The 15,269-nt window shown below is 65.6% G+C and carries 11 protein-coding genes, 1 tRNA gene and 1 pseudogene; 10 read left to right on the top strand and 3 right to left on the bottom strand.

Features of this window, described 5'->3' with window-relative positions; translation table 11 throughout:
• The first annotated feature begins 73 nt into the window (after positions 1–73).
• The 8 genes from aliA (at position 74) to DRB87_RS16835 (ending at position 11,812) form a co-directional block, all read left to right on the top strand.
• Positions 74–1,717 carry a cyclohexanecarboxylate-CoA ligase gene (gene aliA, locus DRB87_RS16870; protein WP_130026722.1) on the top strand — a complete coding sequence of 548 codons (1,644 nt, stop codon included), beginning with the start codon at positions 74–76 and terminating at the stop codon, positions 1,715–1,717.
• Positions 1,718–1,759: 42 nt separating this feature from the next.
• Complete coding sequence (locus DRB87_RS16865) at positions 1,760–2,929, top strand: acyl-CoA dehydrogenase family protein (protein WP_130026721.1); 1,170 nt, start codon at positions 1,760–1,762, stop codon at positions 2,927–2,929.
• Between the two features lie 378 nt (positions 2,930–3,307).
• The gene (nirB, locus tag DRB87_RS16860) at positions 3,308–5,767 is read left to right on the top strand and encodes a nitrite reductase large subunit NirB (RefSeq protein WP_130026720.1); all 2,460 of its coding nucleotides are present in this window, start codon (positions 3,308–3,310) and stop codon (positions 5,765–5,767) included.
• A gap of 10 nt (positions 5,768–5,777) precedes the next feature.
• Complete coding sequence (nirD, locus tag DRB87_RS16855) at positions 5,778–6,143, top strand: nitrite reductase small subunit NirD (RefSeq protein WP_130026719.1); 366 nt, start codon at positions 5,778–5,780, stop codon at positions 6,141–6,143.
• Between the two features lie 46 nt (positions 6,144–6,189).
• A complete protein-coding gene (locus DRB87_RS16850) occupies positions 6,190–8,907 on the top strand; it encodes a nitrate reductase (protein WP_130026718.1) in 2,718 nt (905 codons plus the stop codon).
• A gap of 90 nt (positions 8,908–8,997) precedes the next feature.
• Positions 8,998–9,801, top strand: a complete 804-nt coding sequence (cobA, locus tag DRB87_RS16845; RefSeq protein WP_130026717.1) for a uroporphyrinogen-III C-methyltransferase — start codon at positions 8,998–9,000, stop codon at positions 9,799–9,801.
• Positions 9,802–10,048: 247 nt separating this feature from the next.
• Positions 10,049–10,624, top strand: a complete 576-nt coding sequence (locus DRB87_RS16840) for an ANTAR domain-containing response regulator (RefSeq protein WP_130027917.1) — start codon at positions 10,049–10,051, stop codon at positions 10,622–10,624.
• 9 nt (positions 10,625–10,633) lie between these two features.
• Entirely contained in the window at positions 10,634–11,812 is a 1,179-nt protein-coding gene (locus tag DRB87_RS16835; protein ID WP_130026716.1) for a CmpA/NrtA family ABC transporter substrate-binding protein, read from the top strand.
• Positions 11,813–11,906: 94 nt separating this feature from the next.
• Here DRB87_RS16835 and DRB87_RS16830 read toward each other — a convergent pair whose 3' ends face one another.
• A complete protein-coding gene (locus tag DRB87_RS16830) occupies positions 11,907–12,248 on the bottom strand; it encodes a zinc ribbon domain-containing protein YjdM (protein WP_130027916.1) in 342 nt (113 codons plus the stop codon).
• Positions 12,249–12,544: 296 nt separating this feature from the next.
• Between DRB87_RS16830 and DRB87_RS16825 the strand changes: the two genes are divergently transcribed.
• Together DRB87_RS16825 and DRB87_RS16820 are read left to right on the top strand one after the other, a co-directional pair.
• Positions 12,545–12,880, top strand: coding sequence for a hypothetical protein (locus DRB87_RS16825; protein ID WP_240756030.1), 336 nt, complete (start codon positions 12,545–12,547; stop codon positions 12,878–12,880).
• A 136-nt stretch (positions 12,881–13,016) separates the two neighbouring features.
• Positions 13,017–14,002, top strand: a pseudogene (locus DRB87_RS16820) (GNAT family N-acetyltransferase).
• A gap of 203 nt (positions 14,003–14,205) precedes the next feature.
• Here the strand turns inward: DRB87_RS16820 and DRB87_RS16815 are convergent.
• Both DRB87_RS16815 and DRB87_RS16810 read right to left on the bottom strand, forming a co-directional pair.
• Complete coding sequence (locus DRB87_RS16815; protein WP_130026714.1) at positions 14,206–15,018, bottom strand: class I SAM-dependent methyltransferase; 813 nt, start codon at positions 15,016–15,018, stop codon at positions 14,206–14,208.
• A 156-nt stretch (positions 15,019–15,174) separates the two neighbouring features.
• A tRNA-Met gene (locus DRB87_RS16810) sits at positions 15,175–15,251 on the bottom strand.
• Positions 15,252–15,269: the final 18 nt, after the last annotated feature.

The following is a 15,269-nucleotide window of genomic DNA, read 5'->3' as shown; positions in this document are numbered from 1 at the left end:
GGCTGGCGTTTGCGTCAGGGCATGGACAAGACCTTAACAGCGGGACATCCGCGACAGCACAGGAGACGATGCGATGGAGTTCGATGCGGTATTGCTTCCCCCTCGACGTGAGCACAGTGTGGCGCGCGGCTGGTGGCCCGAACGCACGATCAACGACGCGCTCGACGCGGCGCTCGCGGCATGGCCCGACAAGGTGGCGCTCACGGCAGTCTCGACGGCGACCGGCCAGACCACGCAACTGACCTACGCCGCGCTGGCCGATGCCGCGGAGCGTCTTGCGCTCGGCCTGTTGCGTCGCGGCGTTGGCCGCGGCGACGTGGTCGCTTGCCAACTGCCCAACGGCTGGCCGTTCGCGGTGACCTACCTGGCGTGTGCCCGCCTCGGCGCGGTGATCAATCCCCTCATGCACATCTTCCGCGAGCGCGAACTGTCGTTCATGCTGCGCCATGGAGAAGCGAAGGTATTCATCGTGCCGCAGCAGTTTCGCGGCTTCGATCATGCCGCGATGGCGCGCGCGTTGCAGCGCGAACTTGCTGCGCTCAGCCATGTAATCGTGGTCGGCGAGGCCGCGACAGGCGACAGCTTCGATGCCGTTCTCATGGCGGGTGAGCCGGCGGCGAGCGACGCCGAGCGGGCGCGGATGCAAGCGTCGCGTGCGCGCCCGGACGACGTGATGCAATTGATGTACACGTCCGGCACCACGGGCGAGCCGAAGGGCGTGATGCACAGTGCGAACACCACGTTCTCGAACATCGAGGCCTACGCGCAGCGCATGCGCCTCGGTCGCGACGACGTGATTCTGATGGGCTCGCCGCTCGCGCACCAGACCGGCTTCATGTACGGCCTGATGATGCCGATCATGCTCGGGGCGAGTGCGGTCATGCTCGACGTGTGGGATCCGGTGAATGCCGTGCGGCTGATTCGGGCGCACGGGGTGACGTTCACGATGGCGTCCACCCCATTTCTCTCGGATCTGACCAAGGCGGTGGCGGCCAGCGGCGAGACTGTGCCGAGCCTGCGGGCGTTCCTGTGCGCGGGGGCGCCGATTCCCGGTCCGGTGGTCGAGCAGGCGCGCAAGGTACTCGGTGCGAAGATCGTATCCGCATGGGGCATGACCGAGAACGGTGCCGTCACGCTCACGCGTCTGGAGGATGACGACGCGCGCGCGTCCGCGACGGACGGCTGCCCGCTGCCGGGCGTCGAGCTACGGGTGGTCGATGCGGATAATCGCGACCTGCCGACGGGTGAGACCGGCCGCTTGCTCGTTCGCTCGTGTTCGAATTTCGGCGGCTATCTCAAGCGCGCACAGTGGAACGGCACCGATGCCGCCGGGTGGTTCGACACCGGCGACATGGCGTGGCTCGATGCCACGGGCTACGTGCGCATTGCCGGGCGCAGCAAGGACGTGATCATTCGGGGCGGCGAGAATATCCCCGTCGTCGAGATCGAGGCACTGCTGTACCGGCACCCGGCGATCGCGACGGTGGCTATCGTCGCGTATCCGGACGAGCGGCTCGGCGAGCGCGCCTGTGCGGTCGTGGTGCCTCGCCCGGGACAGTCGGTCGATCTGCCCGCGCTCACCGGCTTCCTGGCGTCGCACAAGGTCGCTCGGCAGTATTGGCCGGAACGCCTCGAAGTGCGCGAGGCGCTGCCCACGACCCCGACGGGTAAGATACAGAAGTTCAAATTGCGCGAGATGCTGCAGGCGGACGAGTAAACACCTGCACGCGGCGCGGCATTCTTCAAGGATGAAAGGTCAATGACATCGAAGGGACTGGATAGCGAATCGTTCGAGCTTTTGCTAGCGGCGGTGCAACGTTTCATACGCGAGCGGCTGGTGCCCGCCGAAAACGACGTGGAAGAGCACGATGAAGTGCCCGCCGCCCTCGTCAACGAGATGAAGGAGATGGGCCTGTTCGGCCTGTCGATCCCCGAAGCGTTCGGCGGCATTGGGCTGTCGATGACGCAGGAAGTGCGCGTGGCCTACGAGTTCGGGCAGACGTCGCTGGCGTTTCGCTCGGTGTTCGGCACCAACGTGGGCATCGGCTCGCAGGGCATTCTGATGGACGGGACCGAGGCGCAGAAGCGCGACCTGTTGCCGCGTGTGGCGAGCGGCGACCTGATCATGTCGTTCGCGCTCACGGAGCCGGACGCGGGATCGGACCCGGCCGCGCTCAAGACACGGGCCGTACTCGACGGCGACACCTATGTGCTCGATGGTGTGAAGCGCTTCATTACCAACGCACCGCGCGCCGGGGCGTTCACGCTGATGGCGCGCACGGGCGGCGAGGGCGCGGGCGGTATCTCGGCCTTCATCGTGCCGGCCGACACGCCGGGCCTGTCGCTGGGCAAGCCCGACAAGAAGATGGGGCAGCGCGGAACGAAGACGTGCGACGTCGTGCTGCAAGGCGCGCGCGTGCCGGCGGCGAACATCATCGGCGGCGAGGCGGGCAAGGGCTTCAAGACGGCCATGAAGGTGCTCGACCGTGGGCGCTTGCACGTCGCGGCGCTCGCGTGCGGCATGGCGCAGCGGATTCTCGACGAGTCCGTGACGTATGCGCGCGAACGCAAGCAATTCGGGCAGCGCATCGGTGACTTCCAGCTCGTACAGGCGATGCTCGCGGACAGCCAGGCCGAACTGTACGCGGGATGGTCGATGGTGCAGGACTGCGCGCAGCGTTACGACGCGAAACCCGAGGGCAAACGCGATGCCGATGTCAGCACACGGGCGTCGTGCGCCAAGCTGTTCTGCACCGAGATGGTCGGGCGCGTGGCCGATCGCGGCGTGCAGGTGCATGGCGGGGCCGGCTACATCAACGAATACAAGGTCGAGCGCTTCTATCGCGACGTGCGCCTGCTGCGTCTGTATGAAGGCACCACGCAAATTCAGCAACTGATCATTGGGCGCGCCCTGATGCACGACGATTGAGGCGGCATCGTCGATCCTCGGTGCGCTAACGTGTTCACGCTGCGCATCAAGGTGGTGCGCGCAACGTCAGCGCCGCACCGCCTTGCACTGCTGCGGTGCAGCAGATTCGGCCAGACTTTCGGGCATTTCCCATAGACAAAACACCTGTCCTGCGTTGCTGAATAACGCTTTGCCGACGTTTCTTCGATGTCTGGCACGCTTGTTGCATAACTGTGTGTGCCAGCGGCAAAGACGTCGCCGGCCATGAATTCCGGTACGGTGTCAGGCGAGAGCGCCTGCGACGTACCCACAGGACAACGGCGTCCCTCCGTGCTTCGGCATGGTCGGACGCCGTTTTGTTTTTCGGGCGCTGCAAGCGCTGCAACAGGAGAAGACAGCATGCGCAAACCTCGTCTGGTCGTCATCGGCAACGGCATGGCCGGCATCCGCACGCTCGAAGAGCTGCTGGAAATCGCACCGCATCAGTACGACATCACAGTATTCGGTGCCGAGCCGCATCCGAACTACAACCGGATCCTGCTCTCGCCGGTGCTCGCCGGTGAGCAGTCGTTCGCCGACATCGTGCTCAATCCGCTCGACTGGTATGCCGAGAAGGGCATCACGTTGCATCTGGGCAAGGAAGTCACGCAGATCGATCGACCGCGCCGCGTCGTGCGTTGCGCCGACGGCACTGAGGCGCCGTACGACCGTCTGTTGATCGCCACCGGCTCCAGCCCGTTCATTCTGCCGGTGCCCGGCAAGGATCTCGATGGCGTGATCAGCTATCGCGACATTCGCGATACCGAGATCATGATCGAGACGGCGAGCATGAAGCGTCATGCGGTCGTGATCGGCGGCGGTCTGCTCGGTCTGGAGGCGGCCAACGGCCTCAAGCTGCGCGGCATGGACGTGACCGTCGTGCATCTGGCCGAGACGCTGCTGGAGCGCCAACTCGACAGTACGGCGGGCAAGTTGCTGCAACAATCGCTCGAAGCGCGCGGTCTCGCGTTCCGACTGTCGCATCAAACGGCGGCGATTCTCGACGACGGCAACGGCAGCGTGCGGGCCGTGAAGTTCAGCAACGGCGAAGAAATTGACGCTGACCTCGTGGTGATGGCCGCAGGAATTCGGCCGAACACGACGTTGGCCGAAGCGGCCGGTCTGTATTGCGCCCGTGGCATCGTCGTGTCGGACACCCTGCAAACCTATGATCCGCGCATCTACGCTGTGGGCGAATGCGTGAGCCATCGCGGCGTGGCCTACGGACTCGTGGCCCCGTTGTTCGAGCAGGCCAAGGTCTGCGCCAACCACCTCGCGCTCATGGGCATCGGCAGCTATCGCGGCTCGGTGCTGTCGACGAAGCTCAAGGTCACGGGCATCGACCTGTTTTCGGCGGGCGACTTTCTCGGCGGCGAAGGCACTGAGGAGATCGTGTTGTCCGATCCCGCGAGCGGCGTCTACAAGAAGCTGGTGATTCGCGACGACAAGCTCGTCGGCGCGTGCCTGTACGGTGACACGGCTGACGGCGCCTGGTACTTCAAGCTGTTGCGCGATGGGCGCTCGCTGGGCGAGTTGCGCGAGCGCATCATGTTCGGCGAGTCGAGCGTGGGCGACGTTGGCACGCAAGGGCAGAACCGCGCGTCGGCCATGTCCGATACCGATGAAGTGTGCGGCTGCAACGGCGTGTGCAAGGGCACGATCGTCAAGGCGATTACCGAGAAGGGCTTGTTCACGCTCGACGAAGTCAAGAAACATACGAAGGCTGCCAGCTCGTGCGGTTCGTGCGCCGGGCTGTGCGAACAGATTCTGATGAGCACGCTGGGCTCGACCTACGACGCGGCACCGAAGGAGAAGGCGGTGTGCGGTTGCACGGATCTGTCGCACGCCGACGTGCGTCGTGCGGTGCGTGAGCATCACCTCACGTCCCACCGTGCCGCCTTCGACTTCCTCGAATGGCGCACGCCCAACGGGTGCGCCACGTGCCGTCCGGCGCTGAACTACTACATGCTCAGCACGTGGCCGAAGGAAGCCGTGGACGATCCGCAAAGCCGCTTCGTCAACGAGCGCGTGCACGCCAACATTCAGAAGGACAACACGTTCTCCGTCATCCCGCAGATGAAGGGCGGCGTGACGAACCCGAGCGAGCTGCGCCGTATCGCCGACGTGGCGGACAAGTACCAGATTCCGATGGTCAAGGTCACGGGCGGTCAGCGTATCGATTTGCTGGGCGTGAAGAAAGAAGATCTCGTGAGCGTCTGGCGCGACCTCGGCATGCCGTCGGGACACGCCTACGGCAAGTCGATCCGCACCGTGAAGACGTGCGTGGGCAGCGAATTCTGCCGCTTTGGCACGCAGAACAGCACGCAGATGGGCATCGATCTCGAGACCATGCTCGCGAACATGTGGTCGCCCCACAAGGTCAAGCTGGCCGTGTCCGGCTGCCCGCGCAATTGCGCCGAGGCCGGGATCAAGGACGTGGGCGTGATCGCGGTCGATTCGGGCTGGGAGCTGTATGTCGGCGGCAACGGCGGTATCAAGACGGAAGTCGCGCAGTTCCTCGTCAAGGTGAAGACGGCCGACGAGGTCAAGGAGTACACGGGTGCGTTCCTCCAGCTCTACCGCGAGGAAGCCTATTACCTCGACCGCACGGTGCATTACCTCGACCGGGTTGGCCTCGACTACGTGAAGCAACGCGTGGTGAACGACGCCGCCAATCGGCGCGCGCTGTACGAGCGGCTGCTCTTCTCGCTCGACGGCCTGCCCGACCCGTGGCAAGCCCGCATCAACGGGGCGCAAGCCAATGAATTTCGTCCGCTGACCTCGATCGTGCCGGTGAGCGTCGAACCCGCGACTGTTTGAGGAGACCAACATGACGCAATCCAAACCGATCTGGTTGCACGTCTGCGATGTGGGCGCGATCCCGCGCCTGGGTACGCGCGTGCTGTCCCATCCTAGCGGCGACATCGCCCTTTTCCGCTCCGAGAGCGACAAGGTCTTTGCGTTGCGCGACAAGTGCCCACACAAGGGCGGGGCGCTCTCGCAGGGCATCGTGCATGGCGAGAAGGTCACATGCCCGCTGCACGCCTGGAACATCGACCTGACGACCGGCGAAGCCTGCGCACCCGACGTGGGCTGTGCAGAGCGCTTCGCCGTGCGGATCGACGCGGGCGAGGTGTATGTGTCGCTCGACGAGGCGATCGGTACCGAGGCGAGCGCGGCGACGGCTGCCGCTTGACCCGCTACCCCCGCCCCCCTGACCCCTCGCGATTGCCGGAGCCCCCATGACAACCCTCACGCAAACCACCTGCTGCTACTGCGGCGTCGGTTGCGGCATGCTCGTCGAGAGCGACGATGATCGCATCGTCGGTGTGCAGGGCGACCCGGCGCATCCGGCGAACTTCGGGCGACTGTGCAGCAAGGGCATGACGCTGCCGCTCACCGCACAGTCGCTCGCCGGACGCGTGCTGACGCCCGAGCTGCGCACCACGCGCGACGCCGAGCGCACGCCCGCCAGTTGGGACGACGCGCTGGAGACGGTGGCGTCGCGCTTTGCCGACGTCATCCGCCGGCATGGCCCGGACGCCGTCGCCTTCTACGTATCGGGACAGTTGTTGACCGAGGACTATTACGTCTTCAACAAGCTCGCCAAGGGGTTGGTGCGCACCAACAACATCGACACCAACTCGCGACTGTGCATGTCGAGCGCCGTGAGTGCCTACAAGATGGCGCTCGGCGCAGACGGCCCGCCCACCTGCTACGACGATCTCGAAGCGGCGCGCACCGTGCTGTTCGCAGGCAGCAACATGGCCTACGCGCACCCGGTGCTGTTCCGGCGACTCGAGGCGGCCAAGGCGGCCGATCCGTCGATTCGCTGGATCGTCGTCGATCCGCGCCGCACCGACACGGCCGCGATGGCCGATCTGCATCTGGCCATCGTGCCGGGCACCGACGTTGCGCTCTTTCACGGCATGCTGCACCACCTGATCTGGGAAGGACGCATCGACCGGCGCTACATCGATGCCCATACCGAAGGCTTCGACGCCCTCAAGAAGGTGCTGCGCGGCTATACGCCGGCACTCGTGGCCGATATCTGCGGCATCGAAGAATCGGCGTTGCGTCAGGCGGCCGACTGGTTTGGCGAGAGCCCGGCGGCGCTGTCGCTTTACTGCATGGGTCTGAATCAATCGAGCCACGGCACCGAGAAGAATCTCGCGCTCATCCATCTGCATCTGGCCACCGCGCAGATCGGACGCCCGGGCGCCGGGCCGTTCTCGCTCACCGGTCAGCCCAATGCGATGGGCGGCCGTGAAGTCGGCGGGTTGGCCACCATGCTCGCCGCGCATCGCGACATCGGCAACGCGGCGCATCGCGCGGAGGTCGAGCGGCTTTGGGGCGTGCAGGGGCTGTCTGACAGGCCGGGCCTGCCCGCTGTGGAGATGTTCGACGCCGTGCGCGACGGCCGTATCAAGGCGATCTGGATCGCGTGCACGAACCCCGTGCATTCGATGCCGGACAGCGAGCGCGTGCGTGAAGCGCTCGCCGCTGCGGAGTTCGTGGTGGTGCAGGAGGCGTTTCACCAGACCGACACCGTTCCTTATGCCGACGTGCTGCTGCCGGCAACGAGCTGGGGCGAGAAGGCGGGTACGGTCACGAACTCGGAGCGGCGCATCTCGCGCGTGCGAGCCTGCGTCTCGGCGCCGGGGGAGACTCGGGCCGACTGGTGGATTGCCAGCGAGGTCGCCCGGCGTCTTGCGCCCAAGCTCGACGCGTCGCCCGAACCGTTCGCGTTCTCGTCCATTGAGACCATCTTCGACGAGCATCGCGCGCTCACCGTGGGACGCGACCTCGACATCGGCGGTATCGATTACGCGTTGCTCGAGCAGCGCGGACCGCAACATTGGCCGTTTCCGGCCGGCGCGGTGCAAGGCGTTGCGCGCCGCTATGAAGACGGCGTGTTCGCCACGAGCGACGGCCGTGCTCGTTTTCATGCGTTCGAATACCAACCGGTGGCGGAGCCGATCAATGCCCGCCATCCGTTGCGACTGATTACCGGTCGCCTGCGCGATCAGTGGCACGGCATGAGCCGGACGGGGCGTGTGGGGCAACTGTTCGAGCACGCACCGGAACCGGCGCTCACCATGCATCCGGCCGACGCGGCGCGTCGAAGCCTGCGCCCGGGGGATGTCGTGCGGCTGTCGAGCCGTCGCGGCGAGCGGGTGCTGACGCTGGCCGTGAGCGACGACGTCGCCTCGGGCACGGTTTTCGTGCCGATGCACTGGAGCGGACAGTTTCTCGGCGGCGGGGGCGTGAACGACACGACCCTCGGCGCCGTCGACAAGTATTCGAAGCAGCCCGAATTGAAGCACGCCGCCGTGCGCGTCGATCCGCTCGCGCTGCCCTGGCGCGTGGCGGCGGTGCGGCGCGGCGACGCCTTGCAATTGCACGCGGCGGTGCAGCCATTGTTGGCCGAGCGGCGCTTCGCGACGGTGCGCCTGGAGGGCGACGACCGGATCGTGGTCATGGCCGCCGACAACCAGCCGGACGCCGACTGGCTGGAGCGCTTGCACACGGCACTGGCCCTGCCGCGCGACGAATCGCTGTTGGAGTATCGCGATGCGCGCCGGTCGATGACCAAGCGTGTGGCATGGCGCGACAGCTTGATCGACGGCGTGCTGGTGGCGGGCAGTGAAGCCGATGTCGCCGCGTCGACGTCGCTACTCGCGCGTGTTCGCGAAACGTCTCCCTGGACACGCGCGCGCCATGCGGTCTTCGTGGCCGACAGCGGGCCGGCGGTACCGCGCGATCGCACCGTGTGTCAGTGCAAGTCAGTGACGGCGTCGACCATTAATGCGGCGATCGGCGCGGGAGCGGACGTCGCGCAGCTCAAGGCGAGGCTCGGCTGTGGGACCGTCTGCGGCTCGTGTGTGCCGGAGTTGCAGCGCATGTGCGCTGCGCCGGTCAACGCCGCGGCGCAGCCGTTCGCGACGAATGTCGCTTGAGCCCGGGGCATGGGCAGCGCATCGTGAACGCACCGACTGGATTTGAATTGGGCGACATGCAGGACATCGAGGAATTGAGGGAGAACGATCATGAAGAACGGCAAAGTCACCCTGCTGAGCGCCGGTCCCGGCGCGCTGGATCTGCTGACGTTGCGCGCGGCACGCGTGCTCGGCGAGGCGGATGTGCTACTCGTCGACGATCTGGCCAATCCGGAGATCGCCACGCTCGCGCCACGGGCCCGCGTGATTGCCGTGGGCAAGCGCGGCGGCTGTCGCTCGACGCCACAGGCGTTCATCGAGCGGCTGATGTGTCGCTTTGCGCGACGCGGCGCGCACGTGGTGCGCGTGAAGGGGGGCGACGCGCTGATGTTCGGGCGTGCGGGCGAGGAAATCTCGGCGCTGCGTCGCGCGGGGGTGCCGGTGGAGATCGTGAGCGGGGTGTCGTCCGCGTTCGCGGCGGCGGCCGGTCTGGGCATGTCGCTTACGCATCGCGACCACTGCGCGGGCGTGACGTTCGTCACCGCGCACCGGCAGGACGGCAGTGCCCCCAACTGGGCGGCGCTGGCGGCGACCGGCACCACGCTGGCGATCTACATGGGCCTGCATCGGGTCGAGGAGCTGAGCGAGACGCTACTGGCGCATCTCGATGCGGCGACCCCGGCGGGGGCGGTGCAGTGGGCGGGCTCGCCGCAAGAGCGGCGCATGGTCACGTCGCTGGGCCGTCTGGCGGCCGACGTTCGCGCCGCCGGGTTTGCCAGTCCGACCGTTCTGCTCGTGGGCGGCGCGGTCGGTGAAGCGGCGCTCGCGGCGGGTGAACCGGGCGTGGCGACAGGTGTCGACGACGGGGATGTCGCCGGGGACATTACGCGCGAAGTCATCGCCAGAGCGGCCTGACGCGTTGTATCGTCACTACGTATACTGAGTAGCGCGTGTTCGATTAGCACACGAGACGTCGCCGACGGGGCGCAGCCGATGCTGCCTCGCCACGGCGACGTGGATGGAATTTCACTGACTGGCCGAGCGCATTGGCCCCACGAACTTGCCGAAAACACCGGATGCCGGGGACGTCGATCCTCAGGCCGACACGCCCCGCAAACCCGCAGTGCCTGCCGCCCCTGTCACCACAGCCGGGGCGCACGGCATGCTGCGCGTGCTGCTCGTCACGGATACCGACAAGCCGATTGGCGATTTGCGCGCGGCGCTCGCGCGTCTGGGGTGCGAGATGCTGGTGGAAGTCGCCAAGCCGCAGGCGTTGCCGCGCGTGGTGGAGAGCGAGCGCCCGGACGTCGTCATCATCGATACCGAATCGCCGTCGCGCGACACGCTGGAACAACTCGCGGTGATGAATGCGGCGGCGCCGCGTCCGGTGCTGATGTTCTCGGCCGACGGCAATCAATCGCTGATTCGCGCGGCCGTCGATGCCGGGGTGACGGCATACTCCGTCGAGGGACTGGCGGCAGACAGGCTCGCGCCGATTCTCGAAGTCGCGCTTGCGCGCTTCGCCCATGAGGAAAAGCTGCGCGCACGACTGGCCAAGGCCGAGACCGAACTGGCCGACCGAAAGCTGATCGACCGCGCCAAGCGGCTGCTGATGGACCGACGCAAGATTTCCGAGCAGGAGGCCTATGCCATCCTGCGCAAACGGGCGATGGATCAGGGCGAGAAGCTCGTCGAAGTGGCGCGCCAGCTCGTCTCGATTGCCGAATTACTGGGATAGACACTGCTCATGTCGACGTCATCATGGTTGGCTTCTGACGCGCAATTGCCGGACGGCGCGCCAGAGAAACGTCATCTGCGCGTGGGGTTCATCGCGCTGTCCGATGCGGCGCCGCTGATTGTCGCGAAGCGTCTGGAGCTGGGGCACGAGCATGGACTGACCTTGGAGCTGAGCCGCGAGTCGTCTTGGGCCGCCGTGCGCGACAAGCTGCTCACGGGCGAGCTGGATGCCGCGCACTCGCTGTATGGCCTCGTGTACGGGGTGCAGTTGGGCATTGGCGGCCCGCGTGAAGACATGGCCGTGCTCATGGTCCTCAATCGCAACGGGCAGGCGGTGACGGTTACGCCGTCGCTCGCTGAGGCGATGGCGCGCACGGGCGACCTGCGCGCGGCGCTGGCGTCGCTCGGGCGCAAGCCGGTCTTCGCGCAGACGTTCCCGACAGGCACGCACGCGATGTTCCTCAATTACTGGTTTGCCGCGCAGGGCATCGATCCGCTCACCGAGATCTCCAGCATCGTGATTCCCCCGGCGCATATGGTCGCCGCAATGGAAGAGGGCGGGCTCGACGGGTTTTGCTGCGGCGAGCCGTGGCATGCCGTGGCCCAGGCGCGTGGGCTCGGGCGCACCGTCGTGGTGTCGAGCGACATCTGGCCGAATCATCCTGAGAAGGTGCTGGCCTGCCGCCGGGACTTTGTGTCGCGCTATCCGAAAACGGCACAGGCGCTGGTGCGCACGCTGCTCAGCGCGTGCCGCTGGCTGGATATGCCCGGGCATCGGGCGGAAGCGGCGGGATGGCTGGCGGAGCCGGCGTGGGTCGGGGCGCCACGTGACCTGATCGCGGCGCGTCTGCTGGGCGACTTCGGTCGCCTGCAGGGACGGCACGCGTTGTTGCCCGTGAGCTTCTTCGACGGGGGCGTGGTGAATTACCCGCATCCTTCGGATGGCATGTGGTTCATCGCGCAATATCGTCGCTGGGGGATGGTGGGCGATGCGGCGGTGGCCGGTGCCGCGCAAACGGCGGCAGCGGTGAACCAGACGGCGCTGTTCGAGGCGGCGGCGCGTGCCGAGGCGGTGCCGGTGGTGGCCTCGCCGGCGCGTGAGGTGCTTTGCGACGGCAAGGTCTGGGATGCAGCCAGTGCCGCCGATTTACGCGCTTACGTGGACGGGTTCGATATTCGGGCGCGGTGATTTCGACGCGCCGGGTTGGCGCTTCAAGCCCGTGATGTCCGTGATGTCCGTCACGCCCGTCAAGACAGCGAAGTCGACGGGCGTCGGAACCCGATCAGACCTTTTTGACGAATTCGGATTTCAGGCTCATGGCGCCAAAGCCGTCGATCTTGCAGTCGATATCGTGGTCGCTGTCCACCAGCCGAATGTTCTTCACCTTGGTGCCCATCTTGATCACGCCCCCCGAACCCTTCGGCTTCAAGTCCTTGATGACGGTCACGGTATCGCCATTTTGCAGGAGCGTTCCGGTGGCATCGCGATAGACGCGTTCGGACGGTTCCGCTGAAGCGGTAGCCTGCGCCGACCACTCATGCGCGCACTCGGGACAAATATAGACACCCCCGTCTTCGTATGTGAATTCGGAGTTGCATTTCGGGCAAGCAGGCAAAGTACTCATGTCGATGGGTCCTGAACGGCCGATGAAGGCCATCAAAGCGCAGGATTATAGCGCTGCCGGATGATTTCCCCGGCAGCGCCATCCCCTTCGCCGGCGTGGGGATCAGATTCGCGCTTCGATGACATCCCTAATTGATTCGGGAAAGCAGATTGCGGACACTTGAACGATCGATAATGCAATGTCGACGTCAGTCCCGCCAACGTCCCCCCTGTCCGTACCCTATGGTCGACGAGACCCGCTTCCCAATTCGCAAGGAATGCCCACCGGGTGCCTGCACCTGTGATCGGGAAAGCCTCATGCAAGACCCGCACGGTGATCGCCGCATCCTGCTGTTGACGCAGACGGAGGAGAAGCGGCTGATCGCGCGCATCGAAGCCGTGACCAGTTACGCCGATCTTCAGCGCGTAGCTGACCTGATGCAGGCCCAGCTCGGGATTTCGTTGCAGATCGCGCCGAGTGTGAATGAAGTCCGGACGGTCCGCGGTATCAGTATTCGGTTGGCGGCAAAACCGGGGCTTTGCCGGAAGATCCAGGCGTCGATCCCGGCCGCGGTTCGGCGCTGTCTCGATAGTCGTCCGGGTATCGCTTACGCGATCCTGGATGCCCACGATTTGCTGGGTGGCGGTCAATGACGCCGTGACGGCGGGGCTCGGTCACGCTGGGCGGTCTTCCTCGCTTGTCGAGCACGCGCATGCACAATCAGCGACTTGCACAAGTTGCGCATCGCAACTATATTGGTTGCGATGCGCAACTGATAGGGGTTGAGATATGGATATCGTCGATCTGCCTGGCAAGCCTCGCGAAGCGGAGATTCTGGAACTCCGCGACTTCTCGCGTCGACTGGTTCGCGAACTCGGCTTCATGCGAACGACGCTGGCCGACAGCGATCTCGCGCCGTCGGCGGTTCACGCCATCATCGAGATCGGGGCGACGCCCGGGATCAATGCCAAGGACCTTGGCAACCTGCTGCGGCTGGATAAATCGAACACGAGCCGGCAAGTGGCGAAGCTCGAGGCCAGCGGGCTCGTGAGGCGCACGACGGCAAGCAACGACGCGCGTGCATCCGAACTCTCTCTGACCGAAGCAGGTCAGCGGCTTCGCAGCAAGATCGACCGCTTTGCGACCGATCAAGTGTCCAGCGCGCTGCGGCGCATCGTGCCCGCGGATCAGGCGGCCCTGGTCCGGGCGCTTGCCCTGTACGCGGACGCGCTCGCACAGGACAACTCGGCCAAAGGCGCGATCGAGGGGGAAGTCTCCGCCCAAGGGGTCGAAGGCTATCAGCCGGGGTGTATCGGCGACATTGCCAGCCTGCACGCGCGCTTTTACGCAGAACATTGGGGTTTGGGGTGTTCTTCGAGACGAAGGTCGCAACGGAACTGGCGGCGTTCGCCAGCGCGTTGCCCGCAGACGGCAAAGCGCTGTGGCGCCATGTCGAGAATGGACGCACGCTGGCCTCGCTCGCGATCGACGGCGACCATGAAACGGGTGTCGCGCATTTGCGGTGGTTCATCGTTGACGATTCATTGCGTGGGTCCGGGGTCGGGCGGCGACTGATGTCGGAGGCGATGGCCTTTGTCGATGCACGCTTTCGCGAGACCTACCTATGGACGTTCAAGGGGCTGGATGCGGCACGGCATTTGTATGAGTCGTTCGGCTTTGCATTGACCGAGGAATCCGAAGGTGAGCAATGGGGGAGCCGGGTCGTGGAGCAACGGTTCCGTCGTCGCGCGGGCGGTGCGACGGCGCTGGGCTGACTTTCCCAGGCAGGCGGGGCGCAATGCAGCGTCGAAGCACGCCTTTGCGACGGGATGCATCGGCGTCGCAGAAGCCGCCGCCGTCCCACTGCCATCGCGCCGCCGCCATCCCTACGCAAAGGACGCGACGCAGCCAACCCGACACAGGTATCCCGCCGCTGCCGTCTTGCCGCCACGATCCCACCACAGCCATCCCTGCGCAGCTATTCCACCGCAACGATCACGTGTGCCTGAATTTTGCCGGCCACCGGACCGTCGCCGTGACGTTGGGCTATCGCCGCCGTCGCCCGGTCTGTGGCGAGTTCAAGCAGGCCGGGGTCGCGCGCTTCGATCTCGTTGCGCAGCGGCGTTCCGAGGCAATAGGCAGTGGCGGCGTCGCGGGCCGATGCCGCATAACTCACTTTCTCGTGCGTCTCGATCTCAATGTGGACGAAACCGGCGCGGCTCAGATCCTCCCGGATCCGTGTCACGTCGTAATAGCCGTGAGGTGTGCGGGCGAGAAACCTTGGCGGGTCATGCGGGAACAATGCACCGACGGCTTCGGTGACCTCGTCGGCGAAGGCGTTAGCTTCGATGCGGTCCCAGACGCTGAAGATGAAGCGTCCACCCGGCCTCAGCATGCGACGCGCCTCGGTATAGCCGGCAGCGCGGTCGGGGAAGAACATCGCGCCGAACTGGCAGAAGACCACATCGAACGACGCATCGTCGAACGGCAAGGCGAGCGCGTCGGCCTGCTGCCATTCGATCCGGGCGTCGGCCGGTTGCCTGTCGGCGGCATAGTCGAGCATTGGCTGATTGAGGTCGGTCACCACGTAGCGCGTGTCGGGGCCGAGTTTCGGGGCAAGCGCTCGCGTCACGGCGCCGCTGCCGGCTGCCGTCTCCAGGATCGACCTGGGCGAGGCGGCCGCGACAAGCGCTGCCGTATCGATGGCGTAGGTGTCGAAGATCAACGGCACCATCAGCGTGTCGTAGCACTTTGGAATCGACCCAGCAAACACCTTGTCGCGCTCGGCCATGATGCCCCTTGAATGCGTTGACGCGGGTCTAGGGTTGCCCCGCCGGCCTTTTATTTTAGGTGGACCAAGGCCAGGCCGTAGCGGCATTCGTTGACGAGGAGGATCGCGCGAAATGACAAAAGCCCGTCGACCTTGCGGCCGACGGGCTTTCGAATTTGGTTGCGGGGACAGGATTTGAACCTGTGACCTTCGGGTTATGAGCCCGACGAGCTGCCAGACTGCTCCACCCCGCGTCTGAGAAATGAATAATA

Source organism: Pandoraea sp. XY-2 (genome assembly GCF_004193915.1).
In the GTDB taxonomy this organism is placed as follows: Bacteria; Pseudomonadota; Gammaproteobacteria; order Burkholderiales; family Burkholderiaceae; genus Pandoraea; species Pandoraea cepalis.
The sequence above is the reverse complement of the archived record's forward strand: the minus strand, read 5'-3'. Positions and strand labels throughout refer to the sequence as shown.

Bases quoted from the DNA above. Each gene is read 5' to 3' on its own strand.
- aliA (WP_130026722.1), top strand. From the start codon at position 74: ATGGAGTTCGATGCGGTATTGCTTCCCCCTCGACGTGAGCACAGTGTG.
- DRB87_RS16850 (WP_130026718.1), top strand. From the start codon at position 6,190: ATGACAACCCTCACGCAAACCACCTGCTGCTACTGCGGCGTCGGTTGC.
- nirB (WP_130026720.1), top strand. From the start codon at position 3,308: ATGCGCAAACCTCGTCTGGTCGTCATCGGCAACGGCATGGCCGGCATC.
- DRB87_RS16830 (WP_130027916.1), bottom strand. From the start codon at position 12,248: ATGAGTACTTTGCCTGCTTGCCCGAAATGCAACTCCGAATTCACATAC.
- DRB87_RS16825 (WP_240756030.1), top strand. From the start codon at position 12,545: ATGCAAGACCCGCACGGTGATCGCCGCATCCTGCTGTTGACGCAGACG.
- DRB87_RS16865 (WP_130026721.1), top strand. From the start codon at position 1,760: ATGACATCGAAGGGACTGGATAGCGAATCGTTCGAGCTTTTGCTAGCG.
- DRB87_RS16815 (WP_130026714.1), bottom strand. From the start codon at position 15,018: ATGGCCGAGCGCGACAAGGTGTTTGCTGGGTCGATTCCAAAGTGCTAC.
- cobA (WP_130026717.1), top strand. From the start codon at position 8,998: ATGAAGAACGGCAAAGTCACCCTGCTGAGCGCCGGTCCCGGCGCGCTG.
- DRB87_RS16840 (WP_130027917.1), top strand. From the start codon at position 10,049: ATGCTGCGCGTGCTGCTCGTCACGGATACCGACAAGCCGATTGGCGAT.
- nirD (WP_130026719.1), top strand. From the start codon at position 5,778: ATGACGCAATCCAAACCGATCTGGTTGCACGTCTGCGATGTGGGCGCG.
- DRB87_RS16835 (WP_130026716.1), top strand. From the start codon at position 10,634: ATGTCGACGTCATCATGGTTGGCTTCTGACGCGCAATTGCCGGACGGC.